Genomic DNA, 22,496 nt, shown 5'->3' with positions numbered 1-22,496 from the left:
GGGTATGGATTGGGGAAGAGCCAAAAATGTACTAATTTGCGCCTTTTTAGGTCTAAATCTGCTGCTATGTTATCAGCTGTGGATTGATTTGCGCGATCAGGTTAGTGCCAATCTCGATTTCACTTCCCTGTCCGAAGAAACCCAGGCGGTCATGGAGCAGAAAGGGATTCGTGTGTTGTGTCCCATTCCGGCTTCTACCCCGCAGCTTCCTAATATAACTTATCGATATTCTGCTGAAGAGCAGAATGAACCACCCATTAAATTAGATGTTCCTATAGACAGCAAGCTGATCTATTCTTCCTTCACTGACCTTAGCAAGGCGCTTGAGAGTCAAATACCGGATATCGCAAATTATCGTTTTGATTCTCAAGAAAGTGAAGTTGGGAAGTTCGTGCTTCACCCGCTAGTTCAGAATCAGTGGTCGCTATTCCGAGTTAGGTTAGAGTTGATTAATAGTGATCAGAAGATTGTAGCTTTCCGCTCACCTAAGATTGAGATAGGGGCAAGCAGTAGCGATAAGGAACAGAAGGTACTGCCGGCATCGCAAGCGCTTAGCAGTTTGATTGAAAAATATTTTCCGGCAGACTCCGTAGTAAAGGAGATTGAGCTTGGTTATTATGGTGAGTTGTTCAACTCCGAAAGTCAGGTAGCGTCGCCAATGTGGCGGTTCATGCTGGAGAACGGCAATGCCTATTATGTGGATGCTATAAGTGCGGACATCATCAGTCCGAAGACAACAGATTAGAAGGAGTAAGGAAAATGGGGATTTCATTTACAGTACTGTCCAGTGGTTCTACCGGAAATGTAACGGTGGTTCGGAACGGGGAGACAACACTTATGATTGACGCGGGACTAAGTGCCAAGCGGATCGATGAGCTGTTGGCCATGCGCGAGCTAACGGGTAATGATATAGACGGGATTCTAGTCACACACGAGCATTCCGATCATATTAAAGGACTCGGGGCAATGGCCCGTAAATACGATCTTCCGATTTATGCGAACACCAATACCTGGGGAGCCATTGAAAAAGGCATTGGAAAAATACCCGACTATAACCGAATCATTATGGAGTCGGGACAGCATAGGGATTTTGGTAGTCTGCGTGTAGAATCGTTTGCAATTTCTCATGATGCGGCGGAGCCGGTGGGTTACAATTTTTATGATGGAAAAGAAAAACTGTGTGTAGCTACAGACCTGGGGTATGTTAGCGACAAGGTAAGAGATGCAATTTCAGAGGCCGACGTATTGGTGCTGGAGGCGAATCATGATATTGAAATGCTGAGGATGGGACGTTATCCGTGGAATACGAAACGACGCATACTTGGCGACATGGGTCACCTTTCTAATGAAGCAGCCGGAGCAGCACTAAGTGAAATTCTCACAGGACGGACTAAACGTACCTATTTAGCGCATTTAAGTCGAGATCATAATATGATGGATTTGGCTAAAATGTCGGTACGTTGCGCAATGGAGGATCGGGGCTGTTTCTTTAAAGATAGTGAGTTTAAGCTTTGCGATACGTATTATGACCAACCTACGCCATGGGATAAGTTGAGCCAGTTGTCATAAGCTGATCAAGCTCGGCAGTCTTTCGTTCTAATTCTTGGCGGGAGATCAGGCCTTTATCGATCATCAATTCGATCATAGCACTGAAGGCAAGGGTCATATGGTAGTGTTCATCCTTCAAATCGCCAAGCTTACCGATAAACTCCACCAGATCCATACTTGTGGAAAAAGAATTCATAATTATACCTCCTTATGTAGTAAAAACAGAACTGGAGTTGTAAAAAATTCGCAGGCTTTTTACCTCAGGAAAATCACGAATTGAGGGTTGCCTGTGATACAATTATAGACGTGATAAGCAAACTCTAAATTTATGGAACCTTTCTATTAGTGTAGTCTTTTAAGTTACAAAATATTCCTAGTAGAGAAGATATATTGAAAGATTCTAAAATTCTTTCGATTAACTGAAACTATTGTGTGGTTAATGGATAAAGTGAAACTTTTTAGTGATTGTTGGAGTCTAAAGGATGCAGAGGTATATGCTTGGAACGTGATTGCTAGAGGTTCAGGTTTTAGATACTGTGAACGGTTGGCAATAGAAGGGGGAGATTTTCGGTGGGATTGTTTGATGACGATTTCTATTCAACTAAAGTATCACGGTCCAGAGGGGATGAAGCATCAAAGGGATCATTTGCTAACCGCAAGCATTCTGTGCGAAGATCGCGCAAGGGCTTATCCACTTGGCAAATATCCGCCGTCTGCTCCTTAATCAGTGCTGTGGTGGCAGTGTTTTTATTCAGTATGCTTACTGGACAAATGAGTCACGAAACTGCCCCGAAGTCGGTAGTAACAACTGGGGAGGTTGCCCCAAGCAGAGATCCGTTTGACCGTATCATTCAAGCCGCTGCTACGGTTCGTCCTGCAGTAGTAAGTATTATCAACCATAAAGAAGATAATAAAGAATTGAACATTCTGGATGAGTCAGCATTAGGCTCTGGAGTGATTTATAAAAAGGTAGATAATAAAGCATTTATCATTACTAATAACCATGTCATCGAAGACTCTAGCAATCTTGAGGTCGTAACAGTAGATGGCGAGACACGTAAAGCTACACTTGTTGGAACGGATAAAGTGAGTGACATCGCGGTGCTTTCTATTGATGCCAAGGGTATCAATACAATCGCAGAGCTCGGGGATTCCTCGAAGCTTCGTCTAGGTGAAACGGTCATTGCCATCGGAAACCCGTTGGGACTTGGTGACACATTGACTTCAGGTATTGTCAGCTATACTGAACGGAAGGTTCCCGTATCCTTGAATCAGGACGGCGTATATGATTGGGAGCAAGAGGTCATTCAGACCGATGCAGCAATTAATGAAGGCAATAGCGGCGGGGCGCTTGTGGATCTGGATGGTAAAGTCATCGGTATTAACACGATGAAAATCTCCGATGCAGGTGTAGAAGGGCTGGGTTTTGCTATTCCAGCTAACCATGTGATAGATACCGCTAATGAACTGGCCGAGAAAGGGCGGATTGCCCGTTCCTACTTAGGCGTATATTCGGTAGATTTAAACAATCCTTACATTCCTCTCGCAGAGGACCAACGCAAGGAACTGAACCTACCGAACAATGTTAAGGATGGGGTTGTCGTTCTGGATGCTGTTGGACCTGCACAAGAAGCGGGAATACAGTTTAATGATGTAATTACGAAATTTAATGATGAACCTATTACATCCACGCTTTCCCTTCGCAAGTATTTATATAATCAGACGAAGATTGGTGAGGATCTGAAGATTACCTATTATCGAAATGGGAAAGTCAATCAGACCACAGTAAAACTTCTTGAAAAACCAGAGGAATAATATGCTGGAAGTCGGCATATAATGATATAGCAGTAATGACAAGTAGAGCGGACTACCCCTTCGGTTGAGAAGGTAGAGCTTCCTGAAATAGCGATACTCTGTATCGCTATCGGGGATCTATTTCTTCTAAGGTTTTGATAAATATGGCAATTATAAGCTGATTTAATCAATTTTGGGCTGACTGGCAACCCTTACATTGGAAGGTAATACTTATTAGGGTAGAAACGGATATATACGGATGCCAGCTTGCCTTTGCTAATCAGGTGTGGTAATATGATATCAATCATACATTTAGTCCCTAATTTTCGCATTGAAAAGGGCTGTTATATTCGGTAATACAACCTTTTTCAATGTGTGAATTTTTTCTTTGTTTGAAGATAAAAAGAACATATTAATTTAAATTTGTGGAGGTAACACACATGCAAACAGGTACAGTTAAATGGTTCAACGCAGAAAAAGGATTCGGATTTATCGAAGTTGAAGGCGGAAGCGACGTATTCGTTCACTTCAGCGCAATCACTGGCGACGGCTTCAAAACTTTGGACGAAGGCCAACGCGTTGAATTCAACGTTGTTCAAGGCAACCGTGGACCACAAGCCGAAAACGTTGTAAAACTGTAATAATAGAAGAAACCGTCCCAGCTTGTGAAAGTTGGGACGGTCTTTTTATATCTAGTTAGTCACTATTGACTTACAGGATGGGAGGAACGGCAATGAACTACCGGAAGAAACCTTTGGAAGAAATACCGGAAGAAAATACCGCGATTTGGGCGTGTACCAATGATGGATGCAACGGATGGATGAGGGATAATTTCGCATTTGAACATGCGCCTTCTTGCCGTCTATGTGACTCTCCAATGGTTCGCAGCACGAAGATGCTACCACAATTGCTTAATTCGAATGGCGATCTCAAATCGCTGAAGAAGGGTATTTCCATTACCTAACCAATGCCTTTATGAGTCAAGCTTGTTATAGAACAGTGAACAACTTCAAGACGGTCAAACCGTCTTATTTTTTTTGCTTTTTTTAAGGTAAATTGTGATTTTTGTCACAAATCATTTGAATTTCACCGTTAAAAGCACCCCTTTGTGTGACATTTATCACAAAAGTGCGTCTAAATTTTTGACACAATATAGTTAACGAAAAGGGGAGAAGGAAGGGAAAAATATGGATACAGTAATGCTGTCGCGTATACAATTTGCGTCGACGACAATATTCCACTATTTCTTTGTACCGGTATCAATCGGACTAGCGCTCTTGATTGCGATCATGGAGACCATGTACGTTAGAAAAGGCAATGAAGAGTACAAAAGAATGGCACAGTTCTGGGGAAAGCTGTTTCTCATCAACTTTGCAGTAGGGGTAGTTACAGGTATTTTGCAGGAATTTCAGTTCGGGATGAACTGGTCTGATTATTCACGTTTTGTGGGTGATGTCTTCGGGGCTCCGCTTGCAGTTGAAGCATTGGCAGCCTTTTTTCTGGAGTCTACTTTTATTGGGATCTGGATATTCGGCTGGGACAAAGTGTCCAAAAGAGTGCACTTGTTATCCATCTGGCTGGTAGCATTCGGTACGATGTTATCCGCTTTCTGGATTCTAGCAGCGAACTCCTTTATGCAGCATCCTGTGGGCTTTGCGATAAATAATGGACGGGCAGAAATGAATGATTTCTTCGCGCTCATTACGAACGGACAATTGCTGGTTGAATTCCCGCACACGGTTCTTGCTGCGTATGCAACAGGCGCCTTCCTCGTAACGGGTATTAGTGCGTATAAGATATTGAAGAAACAAGATGTATCTTTCTTTAAGAAATCTTTTCAAATTGCAGCAATCGTAGGTATCATTTCTTCTATTGGTGTAGCCGTGGCAGGCCATGCGCAAGCACAGTATTTGGTTGAGACTCAACCTATGAAGATGGCGGCTTCTGAAGGACTGTGGGGTAAGAGTGGTGACCCAGCACCTTGGACCGTATGGGCTAACATTGATCCTGACAAGCAGGAAAGTACTGGAGAATTTCAAATTCCGTATATGCTAAGCTTCCTTTCATACAGTAAATTTTCCGGTGAAGTTAAAGGTATGCTTGAGCTGCAAGCTGAGTATGAGCAAACCTATGGCCCCGGTGACTATATCCCGCCAGTACGTACGACATTCTGGAGTTTCCGGATCATGGTTCTAGCAGGAACGTTAATGATCGTAATGGGTATGTACGCAATGTATTTAATGTGGCGCAAAAAGATGGACCGTCCAAACACTTGGTTTATGCGGTTTATGTTATGGGGAATACTGCTTCCTCCAATCGCGAATACAGCAGGTTGGGTCATGACCGAATTCGGGCGTCAGCCATGGACGGTATTCGGATTGATGACAACGGAAGACAGTGTGTCGCCTAACATTACAAGTGGTCAGGTTCTATTCTCTGTTATTTCTTTTACAGCGATTTACGCCATTCTCGGATTAGTTCTAATTGGTTTGTTTATGAAAGTGATTAAAAAAGGTCCTTATGCGATGGATAACGATCACGGGGATTCGCATGATCCATATAACGAGGAGGGCGCCCAATGATGTCTCTTAATGAATTGTGGTTTGTGCTCATTGCAGTTCTGTTTATAGGGTTCTTCTTCCTGGAGGGTTTCGATTTCGGCGTAGGGATGGAAACACAAATTCTCGCTAAGAATGACACTGAGCGCCGGATTCTGATTAACTCGATCGGACCCTTCTGGGATGGAAACGAGGTATGGTTAATTACTGCTGCGGGTGCAATGTTTGCGGCTTTCCCTGAGTGGTATGCAACGTTGTTTAGCGGATTTTACATTCCCTTTGTCTTTGCTTTATTAGCTTTGATTGCACGTGGTGTTGCTTTTGAATTTAGAGGTAAACGGGATTCAGTAGCTTGGAAAAAAACTTGGGATGTTTGTATCTTTTTCGGCAGCTTCCTCCCACCTTTCCTCCTTGCTGTGGTGTTCGCCAGCTTCATCAAAGGTTTGCCGATTGATGGGGATATGCAAATGTACGCAGGTTTTACAGATATCGTAAATGTGTATACCGTAGTAGCTGGTGTGACTGTTGTCCTTCTTTGTTTGGTACATGGTCTCATGTTCACAACGTTGCGTACAGTGGGTGATCTACAGGCTCGCGCTAGAAAAATGGCGCAAAGATTGCTTTTGCCACTTGGGGCTCTATTGCTCGCTTTCGTGGTAATGACTTATTATATGACTGATATTTTCGAACAACGTGGTTTAGTTCTTATGATTATAGTAGCGCTGGGAATTATCGCGTTCATATTATCGGGTTATTTCATGACGAAGAAGAAGGATGGCTATGCTTTTGGAATGACAGGAGCGGTAATAGCATTGTCCGTAACTTCTATCTTTGTAGGATTGTTCCCACGTGTTATGATTAGTTCAATCGATCAAGCCTTTAATTTGACAATTACCAATGCGGCTTCGGGACATTACTCTTTAAAGGTAATGACGATTGTGGCACTGACTATCCTTCCATTCGTATTGGGATATCAAATTTGGAGTTACTTTGTCTTTCATAAACGCGTTCACGAGAAGGAGCATCTTGAATACTAATGGATAAAAATTTGCTTGGGTATAAAGGAGTTAAGCCGGTATTTCTGATTGTTGGCCTCCTTACCCTGGTGCAAAGCATGTCCATACTTCTGCTGGCCAAATGGCTGGCAGAAGTCATCTCTGCGCTATTTGCAGGAGAACCTCTGAAGGAACAATGGGCTACTTCGCTATTGTTCCTTCTTGCATTTCTAGTGCGCCATGCTTGCGCCATGCTGATGAGCCGTATCTCTTACCGCTTTGCGGAAGCAACGGGCAGCAACATGCGGAGGGAAATGATGGATAAGCTCTTCCAGCTTGGACCCAGAATGGTGGGCGGGCGTGGAACCGGGGATCTTGTCACACTAGTGTTGGAAGGCGTAACAAAGTTCCGCACATATTTAGAAGCGATTATCCCTAGAATGGTAGGGATGTCGATAACACCGATTTTGGTGCTTATTTATATCTACAAGATGGATACCGCGAGTGGGATAATTCTAACGATCACCATGCCGATTATTATTGTTTTTATGATCTTGATCGGGATGACGGCTCGCAAGCAGATGGACCGTCAGCTGAAATCTTATCGCACCTTATCTAATCATTTCGTAGACTCCCTCCGTGGGCTAGAAACGCTGAAATTTCTGGGCCGCAGTCGTAGTCATAGCACGAGTATTGCCACCGTCAGCGATCGGTATCGCTCGGCGACGATGCGTACACTGCGAGTAGCCTTTTTGTCTTCGTTCGCGCTGGACTTCTTTACGATGTTATCCGTTGCTTCCGTAGCGGTAAGTCTTGGCCTACGGCTGGTCAACGATCAGATGACCCTTGTTACGGGTTTAACCATTCTGATCTTGGCACCGGAATATTTTTTGCCTGTACGATTGGTAGGTTCGGATTTCCATGCTACTCTCGATGGTAAGGAAGCCGCTGAGGCAATGAAGAGCATTATAGATCAGGATGAAGTGAAAGCTGAAGTAGTAGGTTCTAATGGTGACCAAGCATTGAAATCAGCATCGAAAACACCAGAAGAGATATTCACTTGGCATAAAAATAGCGTACTTACATTAAATGATGTCAGTGTGAAATACGAGGAAGCTGGTCTTTCTTCGCTGGAAGCGGTGAACCTGCAATTTAAAGGAGCAAGCAAAATTGGGATTATCGGAGAGAGTGGGGCCGGTAAATCTACACTAGTCGATATCTTGGGTGGTTTCTTACACCCTACTTCAGGAAGTATCACAGTAAACGGTACAACGGTTAGCGCATTAACGGATGAGGCTTGGCGAAAGCAGACCTCGTATATCCCGCAGCGCCCTTATATTTTTAGTGGTACATTGGCTGATAATATTCGCTTCTATTACCCTGAGGCTTCTATGGAAGCTGTGGCTGCAGCTGTGAAAGCTACTGGATTATCAGAGCTGGCGGCAACCCTTCCGAATGGCTTGGATGAGATGATCGGCGGCGGAGGTCGTTCGTTCAGTGGCGGGCAGGAGCAGCGGGTTGCGCTGGCTCGAGCTTTACTCAGCAGTCGTCCGATTATGTTATTGGATGAGCCAACGGCACATCTGGATATTGAGACGGAATATGAGCTGAAGGAGACGATGGTGCCTCTTTTTGAAGGAAAGCTGGTCTTTCTGGCTACACATCGCCTGCACTGGATGCTTGATATGGACATTATTGTAGTAATGAAACAAGGAAAAGTGGCAGAAATCGGTACCCATCAGGAATTGCTTGCCCGCAAGGGTGCGTATTATGAGTTGATTGGGTCGCAATTGGAGGGAATCCATTGAAACGTGAAGGATGGTTTGCTCCGTATGTATCGTCGTATTTTTGGCGTTTTGTGCTTATTATCGTGCTTGGGGCGTTGACGATTTTTACAGCCTCATCATTAATGTATACTTCAGGATTTCTGATCTCAAAAGCGTCTACACCCGTCGAAAATATTCTAATGATTTATGTACCGATTGTAGGTGTGCGTACGTTCGGAACGAGTAGGGCTGTCATTCATTATGTAGAACGTTTAGTTGGGCATGACACGATTTTGCGAATTCTATCTAAGATGCGTGTGCGTCTGTACAATATTTTGGAGCCACAGGCTTTGTTCCTGTCGTCACGCTTCCGCACTGGGGATATTCTCGGGATGCTTGCAGATGACATTGAATATTTGCAAAATGTATATCTACGCACCGTGTTTCCAAGCATCATTGCTTTGCTGATTTATGGAGCAGCTGTGATTGCACTGGGTACTTTTGATATCGCCTTTGCGCTATTGATGGCTCTGTATATATTGGTGTTAGTAGTGGTGTTGCCGTTCTTATCTCTATTGTTCACACAGAAGCGCCAACGTGAAGTGAAAGTAGAGCGTAATCGTCTCTATCAAAAGCTGACTGACGCCGTACTTGGTATGGGTGACTGGGTCATTAGTGGACGACAAAGCCAGTTCGTAGACACTTACGAAGCAGATGAGAGAAAAGTAGCCAAAACCGATGCAGCGCTGCGCAGCTGGGCACGTATTCGTACGTTCATTGGGCAAGCGGTAATTGGGATTGGCGTGCTTTCTATGCTGTATTGGGCCGCTGGAGAGTTTGCAGATGGTGCTATTGCAGGTACTTTGATCGCGGCTTTTGTATTGGTTGTTTTTCCTATAGCAGATGCTTTTCTGCCAGTGTCCGAAGCGGTGGAGAAAATCCCGCAGTACCGTAACTCCTTGGAGCGATTGTCTGGTGTAAATGGAACTGAGCAGAACATCGTATCTGAAAAAGTATCAGTAGTCGATGCTCTACCTAAGGCCATAAAGAGTGCTCACATCAAGCTCGAAAATGTAGGTTACCACTATGGATCAGCGGATAACTGGTCGGTTCGCGATCTCAGCCTCGATATTCCACAAGGTAAAAAGATTGCGATCATCGGCCGAAGTGGTGCGGGTAAATCGACGTTATTAAAGGCTATTCAAGGTGTTATTGAACCTTCTGAGGGCTCGGTTACGATTAATGGAATCGCTGCAGATGCCTATGGCGAGCATATTCCTTCTATTATAGCGGTGCTTAATCAGAGTCCACATTTATTCGATACTACAGTAGCTAACAATATTCGTATGGGTGATCCGAAGGCTTCCGAACGAGCCATTAAAGAAGCTGGCGCCTTAGCCAAAATGGATACGTTGATCTCCTCGTTGCCAGATGGATATGATACCTTTGTTCGTGAAGCGGGGCAACGTTTCTCCGGTGGAGAGCGTCAGCGGATAGCGTTAGCTCGTATTTTGCTGCAAAATACCCCTGTTGTCATACTCGACGAACCGACTGTAGGGTTGGACCCGCGGACGGAACGTGATCTTTTGAAGACAATGTTTGAAGCCATGAAGGATAAGTCACTAATTTGGGTAACGCATCATTTGGTCGGTGCGGAGCAGATGGATGAAGTGATTTTTATGGAAAATGGCTCGGTAGAAATGCGTGGAACCCATGCGGAGCTGATGAAAAAAGAACCACGTTACCGCAGATTATATGAGCTGGATCGTCCGGTGGAGTTTCTAGGGTAGGATGGAGAGTTTAAAATAATATTTATAGATAATAGAGAGAGAGAAGTGATGAGATTCCTTTTGCCCTTCGGGGTGGGAGGAATCTTTTTTTGGTGAAGGGCAAGAATATAGACAATGGATGAACAGATCGCTGGAATGGATAGATAGGAGTTCCATTTTCGTGGGAAGTATGGTAGAACAATAGAAGGAGTATTAGGCCGTAGCGGCACAGAAAGGGATGCTTGGTTGAATGTATGTAGTATGTAAAGAACATGTAGAATTAGCTATTGATTTGTTTGTGGACGAGTATGAAGATGCACCAGATGTAGTGGATTTGAAGGAAACGGAATTCTCTGACTGGGACCCGCCGGCAAAGTGCACCCAATGTGAGAAGAACGCTGAATATTTGGTGGTCTAAAGGACCTTTAAGACTTATAAAAAAACACCTTGCAGTCCCGGAAATGGGCCGCAAGGTGTTTTTGCGTGGAATAATTATAGGTGCATTGGAGGATTAATCTTATGCATCTGCTGCATCTGCCATATTGGTCAGGGAGCTACCTCGGTTATTCTTGCGGTAGACAATGGCTGAGATGATGGCAAGCATTGCTGCAATAGAGAGTCCCCAGTAGATGTTCGAGTAAGCGGCCCGGAGCGGCAGCCCACGCTGCCATTCCAATGCACTTGCGGCCATAGCTACGCTGAAGGCGCCGCTAAAGAATTGCAGTAGCTGGAACAGTCCCATCCCGGAGCCTATTTGTGAGGAAGGCAGAATCCGTGAGATTTCATTGGATACACTACTGGACAACGTCGTGAAGGCAAGACTCATAATCATATAGATAAGCATAACGGCAATCCAGGACCGCCCAGCGAAGAATGCGAACAGGACGGTAGCAGTCAACACAAGCAGTGGAGCGAAGCGTAATATCCCCGCATTGCCATAACGGTCGATGATTCGTCCGACGGAACGGGAAACGAAGATTGCGAGCAACGAGCCCGGAAAGATCACAAGCCCGGCATGACTTGCACTGAAGCCAAAACGATGAGTTAAAATCTGTGGCAGCAGGAACAAGGTGGCGAAGCTGCATAGATAGGAGGCGATTCCGACCACCGCCAGCACGAGATATGAGCGGTTACGGAAAAGCGCGGGCATTACAAATGGGTCGAGCGTGCTGCGGATGCGGCCAACAAATAAAGCGATGGCGACAAGTCCGGCGACCAAGGCCACCCACAGCCCACTAGTCAGGAACAGCAGCAGACCGGTGGTGCCGACGCCCAAGAGCAGCCCACCAAGCACATCAAAGGAACCCCGGGTGGGCACCTCTTTAGGCAACAGGATGAGGAACAACGGTACGAGAAGCAAAATAGCTGCCGTTACAGCGAACAACCAGATCCAGCCAAGATATTCGACGATGGCTCCGCCCGCGACCGGACCAAGGCCTAGACCGAGTGAAACGGCTGACATAATCGTCGCCATCGATTTGCCGCGACGGGATTGCGGGACATAGCGGGTAAACAACACAAGAGATAAGGACATTACTGCGCCCGCGCCCGACGCCTGTAGAATGCGCACAATAAGTAGAAAGATAAAGTTGGTGCTGAAGAAGCCGGCCACAGCCGCAAAGCCTAGCGTCAACAAGCCTATCACCAGCAGGCGGCGGATCGGCAGAAAATCAGAGAGCCGGCTGTACGTGATTGAAGCAATCGAAAACATAATGGAATACCCGGTAACTATCCAAGAAGCAGATGCAGCTGTAATGCCGAAGGCTTCGGTTACATCAGGCAGTGCCAGATTGAACATGGCTGTATTCATGATGACGAGAACCACAGCGATGCTGAACAGCAGAGTCAGCAGGCCTTCCCGTGGAAGAGTCGCTTCCGGAGCGGAGGCTTCATGATCCGCATTCGCGGAAAGGTTATTTACAGAAGTCATGTGCGAAGCACTCCTTTTTTATTGTTTAATAGTTCGATTACTTACGAACAATTGAAATATAGCATGCGTTGATATAAAATGCAATTAGGATCACCAATATTTTTTTCGCATTAAAAGTAGGACAAAGGGGATAATCATCCATGAAAATACTATTTCATCCGGACCGCAAGGACATTCAGCTTGCTTCCGTATTGTATGCGCTCAGCGATCCAATTCGCCTCCATATCGTATCGGATATTCATAGAAATGGAGAACAGGCTTGCAACGGCTTCAACGTTCCGATCGCCAAATCCACCATGTCTCACCATGCCCGTACGCTGCGCGAGTCAGGGGTTGTGTTTACGCGGGTGCAAGGAACCCAGCGTATACTGTCGCTACGGACAGAGGATCTGAGCGCACGGTTCCCAGGATTGCTGGATTCTATATTGAGTGCTTATGAAGCTGGGGAAAAGCCGGATTTTGTAATGGAGGAGCGGGAGGAGAGTAAGTAGGGGATGGATTGTCTGAAGAATAGGACATTTAAGGAATACGAAAAGGTACTTACTAAAACTACAAGGGACGCCCAGTGCGCGTCCTTTTGCTATTTCAATAGAGGACTATAACAGGAGGCCCTTATGCTTATTCAAATTATTGGCGTAGGAAAATTGAAGGAAAAGTACTTGATTAATGGCATCGCGGAGTATGCTAAACGGCTGACACCGTACCTGAAATTTCAGGTGATTGAGGTGGCAGATGAAAAAGCACCCGACTCTCTAAGCGAAGCAGAGGTCGGTATTGTTAAGGCGCGCGAGGGGGAACGCATCCTCGCGCACATAAAGAGCGAGGCGCATGTCATTGCGCTCGCGATTGACGGCAAGCTGTGGAGCTCGGAAGAGCTTGCCGCAGAAATTGACCGGCTCGGCACCTATGGGACGAGCCATGTCGTGTTCGTCATCGGAGGGAGCCATGGGCTCTCCGACGAGGTCATGCACCGCGCGCAGCAGCGCATGAGCTTCGGGCGCATGACGCTGCCCCATCAGCTCATGCGCCTGGTGCTGGTGGAGCAGATTTATCGCGCGGTGAAGATAAATCGGGGGGAACCTTATCATAAGTAGGGCGAAATATTATGCTTTTGAGTATGAATCTTCGCACAATCTCCGTTGTCGGCTTCGGTAAATGACTACTAAATTAATTTGTCATGTGACAATACTGATGACAGCGGTCACTATTAAATACAATTAGTTCCATTATAATAGATCTAGCTAGTGGTGCTAAGTGGTATACCCGGATTGTTCGCGACAGATGAAGGTAAGGCATATGAGGCAGTGAGCTTTGCTGGAGGAACGGGACTTGAAGGTGATCCCTATCAGATTGAAACCGCCGAACCATTGAATGCTGTTCGTAATTATTTAGGTGCTGGTATCTACTTCGAATTGACTAAATATGGGGGAAAGCAAAGTGATAAAAATAAAAAGACTGCAATTATCTATTGTACTTGTGCTTGTAATGACGTTGTTTGTGGTTCCTGTTGCTCAGGCGGCTCCGGTCGGCCAAGTGGCCGAGATTACTATTATCGTTAATGATAGCGTAATCCCGAGTGACGTCGAACCCGTTGTCCATAAAGGAACCGCGCTTATGCCTTTGAGGGTCCTTGAAGACTCGCTCGGCGTGTCTCTTAACTGGAACAGTTCTACACAAACAATAGCGGTTTTTAAAGGAGATGCATCGGGTACGCTGATTATAGGCGACCCGACCGCCAGCATTAAAGTCGGTGATGTAGAGGAGAAGGTCACGCTCGATCAACCTGCTAAGATCATTCAGAACCGGGTTATGGTACCGGTACGTTTTATTGCCGAATTATTCGGTGCAAAAGTAGTATGGAATTCCACCATGAAAACCATCACCATCAGTACTCAGCCATCGGGTGACCAAGAATCGCAGAATTCTAAAGGCAGTGGAGTCAAGGGTGATAAAGGCGATACCGGAGCGACTGGGCCAGCGGGAGCACAAGGCCCATCAGGACCGGCGGGATCACAAGGAGGTTCAGGGTCAGCGGGAGCACAAGGCCCATCAGGACCGGCGGGAGCACAAGGAGATCCGGGGCCAGCGGGAGCACAAGGCCCATCAGGACCGGCGGGATCACAAGGAGATCCAGGGCCAGCGGGAGCACAAGGCCCATCAGGACCGGCGGGAGCACAAGGAGATCTGGGGCCAGCGGGAGCACAAGGCCCATCAGGACCGGCGGGAGCACAAGGAGATCCAGGGCCAGCGGGAGCACAAGGCCCATCAGGACCGGCGGGAGCACAAGGAGATCCGGGGCCAGCGGGAGCACAAGGCCCAGCAGGACCGGCGGGAGCACAAGGAGATCCAGGGCCAGCGGGAGCACAAGGCCCATCAGGACCGGCGGGACCACAAGGAGATCCGGGGCCAGCGGGAGCGCAAGGCCCAGCAGGACCGGCGGGAGCACAAGGAGATCCAGGGCCAGCGGGGACTTCTTTTACCTCGGAAGGATTTTCTGTTACGGGTACGACATACTCAATCGCTAGTGGCACGATATTTACGAATTGGAGTGAGGCGTCCCCTTATTACGCAAACCCTGCATTTAATCCTGCTACAGGGATATTTACGGCACCGGCCACTGGCAAGTATGCTATACATGCAACTGTTAACTATAAGACTAACGTTCCAGTTAGTATAAGCTTAGGAAGTGGCATTGATCCATTTTTTACCGTAAAGAAGAATGGCAGCACTGATTTAATAAAAGGTTATATGCCTATCTTGGACGTCAATATGGCGTTAATTTTAACTATAAGGACCGTACTAAGTAGTGCGACGGTGACGCTATCCGGTGATGTAGAGCTGCAAGCAGGTGATGAAGTTGGATTATATTACGAAGCTGACGGTCTAACCCTTGGTTTCAGTACGAATATAGTATGGTCGATTCATCGGCTATCCTAATACAAGGTTGCATGAGGTGAAGTTGAAACTTTGGTAATAGAAACACATCTTAACAGATATAGAGTCGGGCCATCCTCTTTGGGAGAATGTCTGGCTCTATTTTTGAATAGGACTCTTTAACGAGGATAGTTAAGCAAATGTCTACAACAAATTATTGATCTTTAGGGGTGACTGGTTCAGAGTAGAACTGTTGATATCGTTCCAACAATTTCTTACCATTCTTCTTGACATAGTCTCGTTACTTTCTAACATTATATCCTTTATAGGAACCATAGAAAATTCCTGAAGATGTGTGTAGATTTACAGCGTTTGATGCCACGCGGTTTGTAGGTTCTGTATTAATTTCTACACTGTCATAAAAGCGACTTCTTTTTGCATCACAACAGTTGCATTCCAACCTTGCTTGTTTTTAATGTGCTTGGCTGGGGAGCGGGCGTTATCGTGTTGGAACCCGAATCATTCCGAAATTGGATTCGTGAGGAAGCCCAAAGAATTCTAAAACGCTACTGACATAACGTTGTCAGTAGCGTTTTTTTATAATTGGACATGTAAATGTAAAGGAGATAGATAGTAAAAAGTATGTTTTACAACGGCTGTGGGACACAGCCAGACCTATTATTAGGAAGGATGATATCTTGTGAATTTCGCTTCTGTACGTATCATTACTGACGACGTGGATCGTCTCGTCGAGTTCTATGAGAAAGTCATGGGGGTTTCGGCAGAGCGACCTGCGCCCGTATTTGCCGAACTCGTTCTGCCATCATGCACCCTTGCAATCGGCCACTCCCAGACGACGCAGCTATTCGGCGCCGGTTCCGCAGTGGGGGCCAATAATCGCACTGTCATTATTGAGTTCCGCATCGACGATATTGAAGCTGAATATATGCGCTTGAAGCCATTTGTTGATGATTGGGTAAAGGAACCGACCATGATGCCGTGGGGGAACCGTTCTATGCTGTTCCGCGATCCCGATGGCAATCTTCTTAACCTCTTCGAGCCGGTGACCGAGGATGCGATTAAACGGTTTAGAAGTAGACATTGACGGGCAGTAAAGGATGGACTTCAAACTTGCCGTTACAGACAGCGCAGGGAACCGTATCATAAGTAGGGCCAAATTTTAATGCATACTATTTTTGGTTAAATCAACGCTCCAGTGAAATAATGCTGGGGCGTTGATTTCTTGTTTGGCGATTAGTTGGCTTCAGCAGAATTTTGCATATGGACAAACTTTCTGACTTCATTTCTAATAAATTTCTTGATTGCGCTTTTATTGTATTGAATTTCGAATAGTTCTGAAAGAGAATATTGAAGGATGTGAGTTTCATTTATTAATAAAAGCATAATGGGTTGAGAAATTACCTTGTAATTGTGTGAGGTTAAGTAGATGTTACGGTGAACCGTATCATAAGTAGGGGCAAGTTTCTTTCATTTTGGGTTGGTGGGTCTTAGTGATAAAAACTTGGATTATAGTCAGAACGGGGTTCAAGCACGTGGCGGATCGGGAAGGGGAACATATGACAAGGGTGCCTGCGGAGAATCTTCCCTCTGCCCGATAAGAAAGAAAATGCCCCCTCCGCTATTTTGGCGGAAGGGGCCGGTTCCTTACATCAAAAACAGCAATCAGGATGTTGTTGTTCTTTCCGCCAGTGTAGTAATCGACTCAATGTCTTGATCGGTTAATAGATCTAGAAAATGCTTGCGTATTGCCTTTGAGACTATGGGAAGGGCTTCGTCTAAGGCTGACCTTCCGGCGGAAGTAATGATGACTTGAACACCGCGATCTGTGTCTAGAGGTTTCCTCAGAACTAGACCTCGTTTTTCCATCCGCGTTAGATGATGTGATAGTCGGCTCTTATCCCAGTCCATCGAGTCAGCTAATTCCTGTTGGCGAAGCTTACCATTGCCAAATTGGACTAGCCGGTCTAATACTCCAAAATCACCCTCTGAGAGTCCTGTGTGTTCAGACATTTCTTTTACAACGCGACCGAAGATTCGTTTAAAGGAGCCTTTCCACATATTCCATATCCGCATTTCATCTTCGTTAAGTTCGTTTATATCCATACGAATATAATATCATGGTTGACGCATCAACCACAAGGTGTTACTATGTATTCATAGGTTGATATGTCAACTTAAGGGAGTGGTATTGTCTTAAGGTTGATACATCAACTGGAAAAGGTATTTAATGGGTCTGCAGATGATGCAAGGAAGGAGAGGGGAAATGCATAAACCCGTCGCCTTGGTCACTGGGGTCAACAAAGGAAACGGCCTTCAAACATCCCGTGCGCCTTGCGCTCCTCGACGAGGACGGTCCGACGGGCACATTTTCAAACGAGAGACGTCAGCTACCTTGGTAATGTAATCACGAGCGACGTATCACCGAGAGATCCACGAAACCTAAAGGCGTAACGCCTTCCCCTACAAATATATAAGGAGTGTGTTATTAAATGGAATATGTGAAGCTTGGACGCAGCGGGTTAGAGGTTTCGAAGTTAAGCCTTGGAACCATGAGTTTCGGCGTACCTGAACGCGGCAATACTCCATGGTCTCTGGATGAGGAGCAAAGCAGACTGATTATTAAGAGGGCACTCGAATTGGGCATCAACTTTTTCAGTACTGCCAACATGTATTCCGACGGAACAAGCGAAGAAATCCTCGGGCGTGCCTTAAAGGACTTCGCTCATCGTGACGAAGTCGTCATAGCTACAAAGGTATTTGTTCCGATGCGCAAAGGTCCGAATGCTATGGGACTTTCCCGCAGGGCCATCATGACCGAAATTGATAACAGTCTAAGACGACTCGGAACAGACTACGTCGATGTGTACCAGATCCATCGGTGGGATCCAAATACGCCGATTGAAGAGACGATGGAGGCTCTTCACGATTTAGTTAAGGCGGGCAAGGTCAGATACCTCGGAGCATCTTCCATGCTGGCATGGCAGTTTGCGAAAGCTCAGCATGTTGCAGAGCGCAACGGTTGGACACGGTTCGTCTCTATGGAGAATAGATTAAACCTGCTCTACCGGGAAGAAGAAAGAGAAATGCTCCCCCTTTGCAGAGACGAGGGAGTTGGCGTCACTCCTTACCTGCCTTTGGCTGCAGGCCGGTTAACTAGGGATTGGAATGAACAGACCTCACGATCCGAGAATGACCAGATAGCTAAAGCGTTGTTTATTAAAACGGAAGAAGCTGATCGTAAAGTAGCAGAGAGAGTTGCGGAAGTCGCTGCTAACCAAGGAATTCCACGCGCACAAGTTGCTCTTGCATGGTTGCTGCAAAAAGAAGAGATCACCGCCCCAATTATCGGTTCGACCAAGACCAGCCATCTCGAAGATGCCGTTTCGGCGTTGTCGGTTAAATTGACACCTGAAGAAATTACCAGTTTAGAAGAACTTTATGTACCACATCCATTAGTATAAATTGGACACATCTATACAACGATCCTATGTATTGAACTCTTCATGGAAACGATCCATGAAGAGTTGATGCATGGAAACTCCCATGAAAGAGGAGCCACAAAAGGTGTTTGTAACACTTAAGAATTCTACGGCAGTTTCAAAAACATGCCGCTTCAGCCATCGCGGTGAACCGTATCATAAGTAGGCCGAAATTTTTGTGCTTTACCACTTAACAACATGAAGAGTTAAGACCACTACCAATTGTCGTTCTGTAGTCTATGTCACTGTTGTGTCTAAAGGTAACAGGCGAACCTTGCCACTCTATTTGGCTGTCACAAGCTCACGCGACGTAGCCGTCGGGGAGATGAATAACTGGTGAAAGAAGATTAATTCCCATTCTGTGTATTCTTTTTGTTTTTAATCAAAATTGCACTTGCGAATGTACCAATTAATAAGAAGATACCAATCAATAGTGTTACATTTTGCATACCTGAATTAAAAGCATTAAAAACGAGCGTCTTCATTTCATCAAAAGCAGGCATAGCTTTAAATGTTTCAGCTTGCTTGCTATCAAAAATTTGTGAACCTGCAAAAGCTCCAGCTTTATGGAAAACATCCAGCATTTGATTTTTAAACTCGGTAGGAATATTGGTTAAATTCATGATATTAGTGTTCAACGAATCGTTATAACCTTCCGTTAATTTAATTCCTAGCATTACAACACCAAAGGAGATTCCCACTTGTCTAAAGACATTTAAGATACCAGAAGCCATACCTACATACTTTTTATCAACTGAACCCATAGCAGCATTTGTAATAGGTGGATTGACTAGAGCATTGCTAATCCCTAAAAGAATAAAGCCAGGCATCAGATAGCTCCATTCAAACGGAACTTTGATCATATAACGCATAACAAATATTCCGATTGCACCGATAAGTAGTGCTCCACTGATTAACCAACGATTACCAATTTTTCCTGAGATAATTCCTGCGATTGGACCAAGAACTATCGTGAAACCACTAATGAGTAGCATTTTTACACCTGTATCAAAAGCTGAATAACCCATGTAATTTTGCATAAGAATGGTTAAGTAAGTAAAACCCCCGTATAGTCCAGCACCTAATACAAAAGCTGCAATATTAGCTCCATTGAATGACCAATTTCTAAAAATAGATAATTCAATCATGGGCTGTGCTACTTTTCTTTCAGTAACGATAAAAGCTATAAGCAAAATAAGTGATAATCCAAGTAGACCTAAAATGTGCCAGTCAGTCCATGCATAATCTCCATTCATCGCCTTTTGAATTAAGGCCAAAATCATCGTAAAAATCATGGCTGTGCTGAAAATCAGTCCCCAAATATCAATTCTTCCATTTTTGTTTGTTTCACTTTCTTTAATAACAAACATTCCTAGTAAAATTGCTACAATCCCAACAGGAATGTTAACTAGAAAAATAGACCGCCAACCATAACTATCAACTAATGCTCCACCAATCAACGGACCACCGGCAATAGCAAGCCCAACGGCGCTACTCCAAATACCTAGTGCAAGTCCTCTTTGTTTTTCAGGAAACGAAGAAGTAACTATCGTTAATGATAATGACATCATAGCTGCTCCACCAATTCCTTGAAATCCACGGAAGATATTTAACCAAATATCACTGCTTGCTAATCCACTGGCTAAAGAGCCAATCACAAAAATACCCAATCCTAATAAAAAGACTTTTTTACGTCCGATAATGTCTCCTAATTTTGAAACTGGCAACAACATCGCAGCATAAACTAAAGTATAGGCATTCAACACCCATTGTAGATTTGAAAAACTCGATAAAAAAGCTTGTTGTATTTCTGGTAATGCAACATTAACAATTGTAATATCTAACATTGCCATAAATACGGTTAAACTAACTGTGGCTAAAACCCACCATTTTCTTTTTGTTTTTATCAAAATAAATGCCCCTTTCATGTATATGTGTGTACAAATGCATGTATTTATTAAAATAAAAAGCACTGCATTATATCAAATTCATGAGTGCTTTCATATTGTTAGCTGTTTGTTCAAATTTATCTACAATGAAATCATTATTAGTTTTGTAATAAACTTCTCGCCCATCTTTTCTTCTTTGAACAATGTCAAAACGACTCATGAAGTCAAGATGCCGAGAGATAACTGAACGATTCTGTGGAAAATGTTCTGCAATACCACCGATAGTCATTTCACCATTAGCTGAAAGAAAAATCAATAACTCACTCCGCACTGGATCAAATACTGCTCGGAAAAACTCAATATCAATATTATCTTCGATCAGTTTTTTACATTTATTTGGATCAAGGTTTAATCCCATTGCCCAACCCCCTTAATTCATTATATGCATACATGCGCACATGTCAACGTTTTTGGAAATGGTATTTCAATAAGTGAAATATTTGACTATGTATCTGCAACAGGATATTCCGCAAGTAAGGTAGAATCTACACCTCTTTTCCCGAATGAATGAAAATCAATGTTCCAATCAAGCTTTTGCTCTATAGATGTTAAGGTGAACCATATGACAAATTTTAGCCATAAAAAAACCCGAAAAGCAACACTTTTCGAGTGTGTTTTCTTTCGGATCATTTCGTCATATCAAGGACGATTCGACCATTGATTTTGCCTTCTAACATAAGATCGTAGATCTCATTAATATCTTCTAGTTTACGTGTCTCAATAATGGTTTTTATTTTTCCTTCTGCAGCGAATTGTAATGTTTCTTGTAAATCTTTGCGAGTGCCGACAATCGAACCGACTACCTTTGTACCGTTTAATACCGTATCAAAGATCGGGACATCCATGGATTCAGGAGGCAGTCCAACCATGACGCAGGTACCGCCGCGACGAATGGCCCGGTAGGCTTGGTCGAATGCTTTTTTCGCAACCGCCGTACAAACGACACCATGCACTCCACCGATTTCTTTTTGAATCCACTCTGCGGCATCTTCTTTTAATGCGTTTACGGTTTTGTCTGCACCAAGTTGTTTGGCAAGCTCCATCTTTTCATCCGACGTGTCGATGGCCACTACGTTCATTCCCATCACTTTTGCATATTGTACGCCAAGATGACCCAATCCTCCGACGCCGAAAATGGCTACCCACTCACCTGGCTTTACACCCGATACTTTCAAAGCTTTATAGGTCGTAACGCCAGCACAAAATAAAGGTGCAGCTTCGATGAAGCTTAAATTATCAGGAACCTTCACTACATAATCGGCAGCTGCCACACAATATTCTGCATATCCACCATCTACGGAATATCCGGAATTTTGCTGATCCAGACAAAGAGTCTCTCTTCCTGTAAGACAATACTCACAATGACCGCAGGCTGAGTACAACCACGGAATTCCTACTCGGTCTCCTATCTTTAAGTGTGTAACTCCTTCACCTATTTCTTCAATAATCCCAACGCCTTCATGTCCGGGAATAAGAGGGAGTTTCGGTTTGACGGGCCAATCGCCATGAGCAGCATGCAAATCAGTATGACACACTCCGCACGCCTGAATATGGACAAGGATTTCTTTGTGTCCGGGTTTTGGTTTAGGTACGTCTTGTAGTTCTAACTTTTCTTTGAATTTCTTTACTACAGCGGCTTTCATCAGCATACTCCTTTAGTTTTTTGCTTTTCAAAAAGTAGTATGTTCATGAGGCTAACTTTAAATTCTTGAGACTTTTATCACTGATTAACACTCACATCACAAGTAATATGTTAGAATATCAGAACAGCTTTACTGCGTTACCGCTTTATCAACTTCATAATTCACGAGCT

At 44.6% G+C, this 22,496-nt stretch carries 21 protein-coding genes; 15 read left to right on the top strand and 6 right to left on the bottom strand.

All coding sequences use genetic code 11. The annotated features are described in order from the left end of the window. Positions 1–4: 4 nt before the first annotated feature. Both yycI and NSS87_RS30650 read left to right on the top strand, forming a co-directional pair. On the top strand, positions 5–745 hold the full coding sequence (gene yycI, locus NSS87_RS30655; RefSeq protein WP_042193029.1) for a two-component system regulatory protein YycI: 741 nt from the start codon (positions 5–7) through the stop codon (positions 743–745). A gap of 14 nt (positions 746–759) precedes the next feature. Next, positions 760–1,569, top strand: coding sequence for an MBL fold metallo-hydrolase (locus tag NSS87_RS30650; protein WP_042193028.1), 810 nt, complete (start codon positions 760–762; stop codon positions 1,567–1,569). Here NSS87_RS30650 and NSS87_RS30645 read toward each other — a convergent pair. Then, positions 1,535–1,744 carry a hypothetical protein gene (locus tag NSS87_RS30645; RefSeq protein WP_042193027.1) on the bottom strand — a complete coding sequence of 70 codons (210 nt, stop codon included), beginning with the start codon at positions 1,742–1,744 and terminating at the stop codon, positions 1,535–1,537. The two genes, NSS87_RS30650 and NSS87_RS30645, sit on opposite strands and share 35 nt — an antisense overlap. A 374-nt stretch (positions 1,745–2,118) precedes the next feature. Here NSS87_RS30645 and NSS87_RS30640 point away from each other — a divergent pair, with 374 nt between their 5' ends. The 8 genes from NSS87_RS30640 to NSS87_RS30605 all read left to right on the top strand — a co-directional run bounded on the left by NSS87_RS30640 (position 2,119) and on the right by NSS87_RS30605 (position 10,848). Further along, a complete protein-coding gene (locus NSS87_RS30640) occupies positions 2,119–3,363 on the top strand; it encodes a trypsin-like peptidase domain-containing protein (protein ID WP_042193026.1) in 1,245 nt (414 codons plus the stop codon). A 419-nt stretch (positions 3,364–3,782) separates the two neighbouring features. Beyond that, the gene (locus NSS87_RS30635; protein ID WP_019914582.1) at positions 3,783–3,983 is read left to right on the top strand and encodes a cold-shock protein; all 201 of its coding nucleotides are present in this window, start codon (positions 3,783–3,785) and stop codon (positions 3,981–3,983) included. Between the two features lie 92 nt (positions 3,984–4,075). Continuing rightward, on the top strand, positions 4,076–4,306 hold the full coding sequence (locus NSS87_RS30630; protein ID WP_042131698.1) for a cold-shock protein: 231 nt from the start codon (positions 4,076–4,078) through the stop codon (positions 4,304–4,306). A gap of 223 nt (positions 4,307–4,529) precedes the next feature. After that, entirely contained in the window at positions 4,530–5,924 is a 1,395-nt protein-coding gene (locus tag NSS87_RS30625) for a cytochrome ubiquinol oxidase subunit I (RefSeq protein ID WP_339244133.1), read from the top strand. Continuing rightward, positions 5,921–6,937 carry a cytochrome d ubiquinol oxidase subunit II gene (cydB, locus tag NSS87_RS30620; protein WP_042193024.1) on the top strand — a complete coding sequence of 339 codons (1,017 nt, stop codon included), beginning with the start codon at positions 5,921–5,923 and terminating at the stop codon, positions 6,935–6,937. Before NSS87_RS30625 ends, cydB begins: the two co-directional genes overlap by 4 nt. Continuing rightward, a complete protein-coding gene (gene cydD, locus NSS87_RS30615) occupies positions 6,937–8,703 on the top strand; it encodes a thiol reductant ABC exporter subunit CydD (protein WP_339244132.1) in 1,767 nt (588 codons plus the stop codon). The genes cydB and cydD overlap by 1 nt, the downstream gene beginning before the upstream one ends. Further along, positions 8,700–10,451, top strand: coding sequence for a thiol reductant ABC exporter subunit CydC (gene cydC, locus NSS87_RS30610; protein ID WP_339244130.1), 1,752 nt, complete (start codon positions 8,700–8,702; stop codon positions 10,449–10,451). Before cydD ends, cydC begins: the two co-directional genes overlap by 4 nt. A gap of 229 nt (positions 10,452–10,680) precedes the next feature. Next, the gene (locus tag NSS87_RS30605; RefSeq protein WP_076120603.1) at positions 10,681–10,848 is read left to right on the top strand and encodes a CxxH/CxxC protein; all 168 of its coding nucleotides are present in this window, start codon (positions 10,681–10,683) and stop codon (positions 10,846–10,848) included. A 99-nt stretch (positions 10,849–10,947) separates the two neighbouring features. On the opposite strand, the gene NSS87_RS30600 is transcribed toward NSS87_RS30605, so the two are convergent. After that, complete coding sequence (locus NSS87_RS30600) at positions 10,948–12,360, bottom strand: MFS transporter (RefSeq protein WP_339244126.1); 1,413 nt, start codon at positions 12,358–12,360, stop codon at positions 10,948–10,950. Between the two features lie 140 nt (positions 12,361–12,500). Here NSS87_RS30600 and NSS87_RS30595 point away from each other — a divergent pair, with 140 nt between their 5' ends. From NSS87_RS30595 to NSS87_RS30580, 4 genes are all read left to right on the top strand, one after another. After that, a complete protein-coding gene (locus NSS87_RS30595) occupies positions 12,501–12,851 on the top strand; it encodes a helix-turn-helix transcriptional regulator (RefSeq protein ID WP_042193020.1) in 351 nt (116 codons plus the stop codon). Between the two features lie 123 nt (positions 12,852–12,974). Further along, positions 12,975–13,454 (top strand): 23S rRNA (pseudouridine(1915)-N(3))-methyltransferase RlmH, encoded by a 480-nt coding sequence (rlmH, locus tag NSS87_RS30590; RefSeq protein WP_339244124.1) that lies wholly within the window; start codon positions 12,975–12,977, stop codon positions 13,452–13,454. Between the two features lie 343 nt (positions 13,455–13,797). Continuing rightward, positions 13,798–15,297, top strand: coding sequence for a stalk domain-containing protein (locus NSS87_RS30585; RefSeq protein WP_339244121.1), 1,500 nt, complete (start codon positions 13,798–13,800; stop codon positions 15,295–15,297). A gap of 637 nt (positions 15,298–15,934) precedes the next feature. Then, positions 15,935–16,339, top strand: a complete 405-nt coding sequence (locus NSS87_RS30580) for a VOC family protein (RefSeq protein ID WP_339244119.1) — start codon at positions 15,935–15,937, stop codon at positions 16,337–16,339. A 578-nt stretch (positions 16,340–16,917) separates the two neighbouring features. On the opposite strand, the gene NSS87_RS30575 is transcribed toward NSS87_RS30580, so the two are convergent. Next, a complete protein-coding gene (locus NSS87_RS30575; protein WP_042193018.1) occupies positions 16,918–17,358 on the bottom strand; it encodes a MarR family transcriptional regulator in 441 nt (146 codons plus the stop codon). A 386-nt stretch (positions 17,359–17,744) separates the two neighbouring features. Between NSS87_RS30575 and NSS87_RS30570 the strand changes: the two genes are divergently transcribed. After that, positions 17,745–18,716 (top strand): aldo/keto reductase, encoded by a 972-nt coding sequence (locus tag NSS87_RS30570; RefSeq protein WP_339244118.1) that lies wholly within the window; start codon positions 17,745–17,747, stop codon positions 18,714–18,716. Positions 18,717–19,081: 365 nt separating this feature from the next. Here the strand turns inward: NSS87_RS30570 and NSS87_RS30565 are convergent, their stop codons facing one another. From NSS87_RS30565 to adhP, 3 genes are all read right to left on the bottom strand, one after another. Continuing rightward, the gene (locus tag NSS87_RS30565; protein ID WP_339244117.1) at positions 19,082–20,644 is read right to left on the bottom strand and encodes an MFS transporter; all 1,563 of its coding nucleotides are present in this window, start codon (positions 20,642–20,644) and stop codon (positions 19,082–19,084) included. A gap of 67 nt (positions 20,645–20,711) precedes the next feature. Beyond that, complete coding sequence (locus NSS87_RS30560; protein ID WP_339244116.1) at positions 20,712–21,041, bottom strand: metalloregulator ArsR/SmtB family transcription factor; 330 nt, start codon at positions 21,039–21,041, stop codon at positions 20,712–20,714. Positions 21,042–21,309: 268 nt separating this feature from the next. Next, on the bottom strand, positions 21,310–22,326 hold the full coding sequence (gene adhP, locus NSS87_RS30555; RefSeq protein ID WP_042193016.1) for an alcohol dehydrogenase AdhP: 1,017 nt from the start codon (positions 22,324–22,326) through the stop codon (positions 21,310–21,312). Between the last annotated feature and the right edge of the window lie 170 nt (positions 22,327–22,496).

The organism is Paenibacillus sp. FSL F4-0243 (assembly GCF_037963295.1).
Classification (GTDB): domain Bacteria; phylum Bacillota; class Bacilli; order Paenibacillales; family Paenibacillaceae; genus Paenibacillus_AQ.
This window is presented reverse-complemented; position numbering and strand designations above follow the sequence as displayed.

Excerpts from the sequence above, each read along its gene's own strand:
- yycI (WP_042193029.1), top strand. The coding sequence starts at position 5 with ATGGATTGGGGAAGAGCCAAAAATGTACTAATTTGCGCCTTTTTAGGT.
- NSS87_RS30650 (WP_042193028.1), top strand. The coding sequence starts at position 760 with ATGGGGATTTCATTTACAGTACTGTCCAGTGGTTCTACCGGAAATGTA.
- NSS87_RS30645 (WP_042193027.1), bottom strand. The coding sequence starts at position 1,744 with ATGAATTCTTTTTCCACAAGTATGGATCTGGTGGAGTTTATCGGTAAG.
- NSS87_RS30635 (WP_019914582.1), top strand. The coding sequence starts at position 3,783 with ATGCAAACAGGTACAGTTAAATGGTTCAACGCAGAAAAAGGATTCGGA.
- NSS87_RS30630 (WP_042131698.1), top strand. The coding sequence starts at position 4,076 with ATGAACTACCGGAAGAAACCTTTGGAAGAAATACCGGAAGAAAATACC.
- NSS87_RS30625 (WP_339244133.1), top strand. The coding sequence starts at position 4,530 with ATGGATACAGTAATGCTGTCGCGTATACAATTTGCGTCGACGACAATA.
- cydB (WP_042193024.1), top strand. The coding sequence starts at position 5,921 with ATGATGTCTCTTAATGAATTGTGGTTTGTGCTCATTGCAGTTCTGTTT.
- cydD (WP_339244132.1), top strand. The coding sequence starts at position 6,937 with ATGGATAAAAATTTGCTTGGGTATAAAGGAGTTAAGCCGGTATTTCTG.
- NSS87_RS30605 (WP_076120603.1), top strand. The coding sequence starts at position 10,681 with ATGTATGTAGTATGTAAAGAACATGTAGAATTAGCTATTGATTTGTTT.
- NSS87_RS30600 (WP_339244126.1), bottom strand. The coding sequence starts at position 12,360 with ATGACTTCTGTAAATAACCTTTCCGCGAATGCGGATCATGAAGCCTCC.
- NSS87_RS30595 (WP_042193020.1), top strand. The coding sequence starts at position 12,501 with ATGAAAATACTATTTCATCCGGACCGCAAGGACATTCAGCTTGCTTCC.
- rlmH (WP_339244124.1), top strand. The coding sequence starts at position 12,975 with ATGCTTATTCAAATTATTGGCGTAGGAAAATTGAAGGAAAAGTACTTG.
- NSS87_RS30575 (WP_042193018.1), bottom strand. The coding sequence starts at position 17,358 with ATGGATATAAACGAACTTAACGAAGATGAAATGCGGATATGGAATATG.
- NSS87_RS30570 (WP_339244118.1), top strand. The coding sequence starts at position 17,745 with ATGGAATATGTGAAGCTTGGACGCAGCGGGTTAGAGGTTTCGAAGTTA.
- NSS87_RS30560 (WP_339244116.1), bottom strand. The coding sequence starts at position 21,041 with ATGGGATTAAACCTTGATCCAAATAAATGTAAAAAACTGATCGAAGAT.
- adhP (WP_042193016.1), bottom strand. The coding sequence starts at position 22,326 with ATGAAAGCCGCTGTAGTAAAGAAATTCAAAGAAAAGTTAGAACTACAA.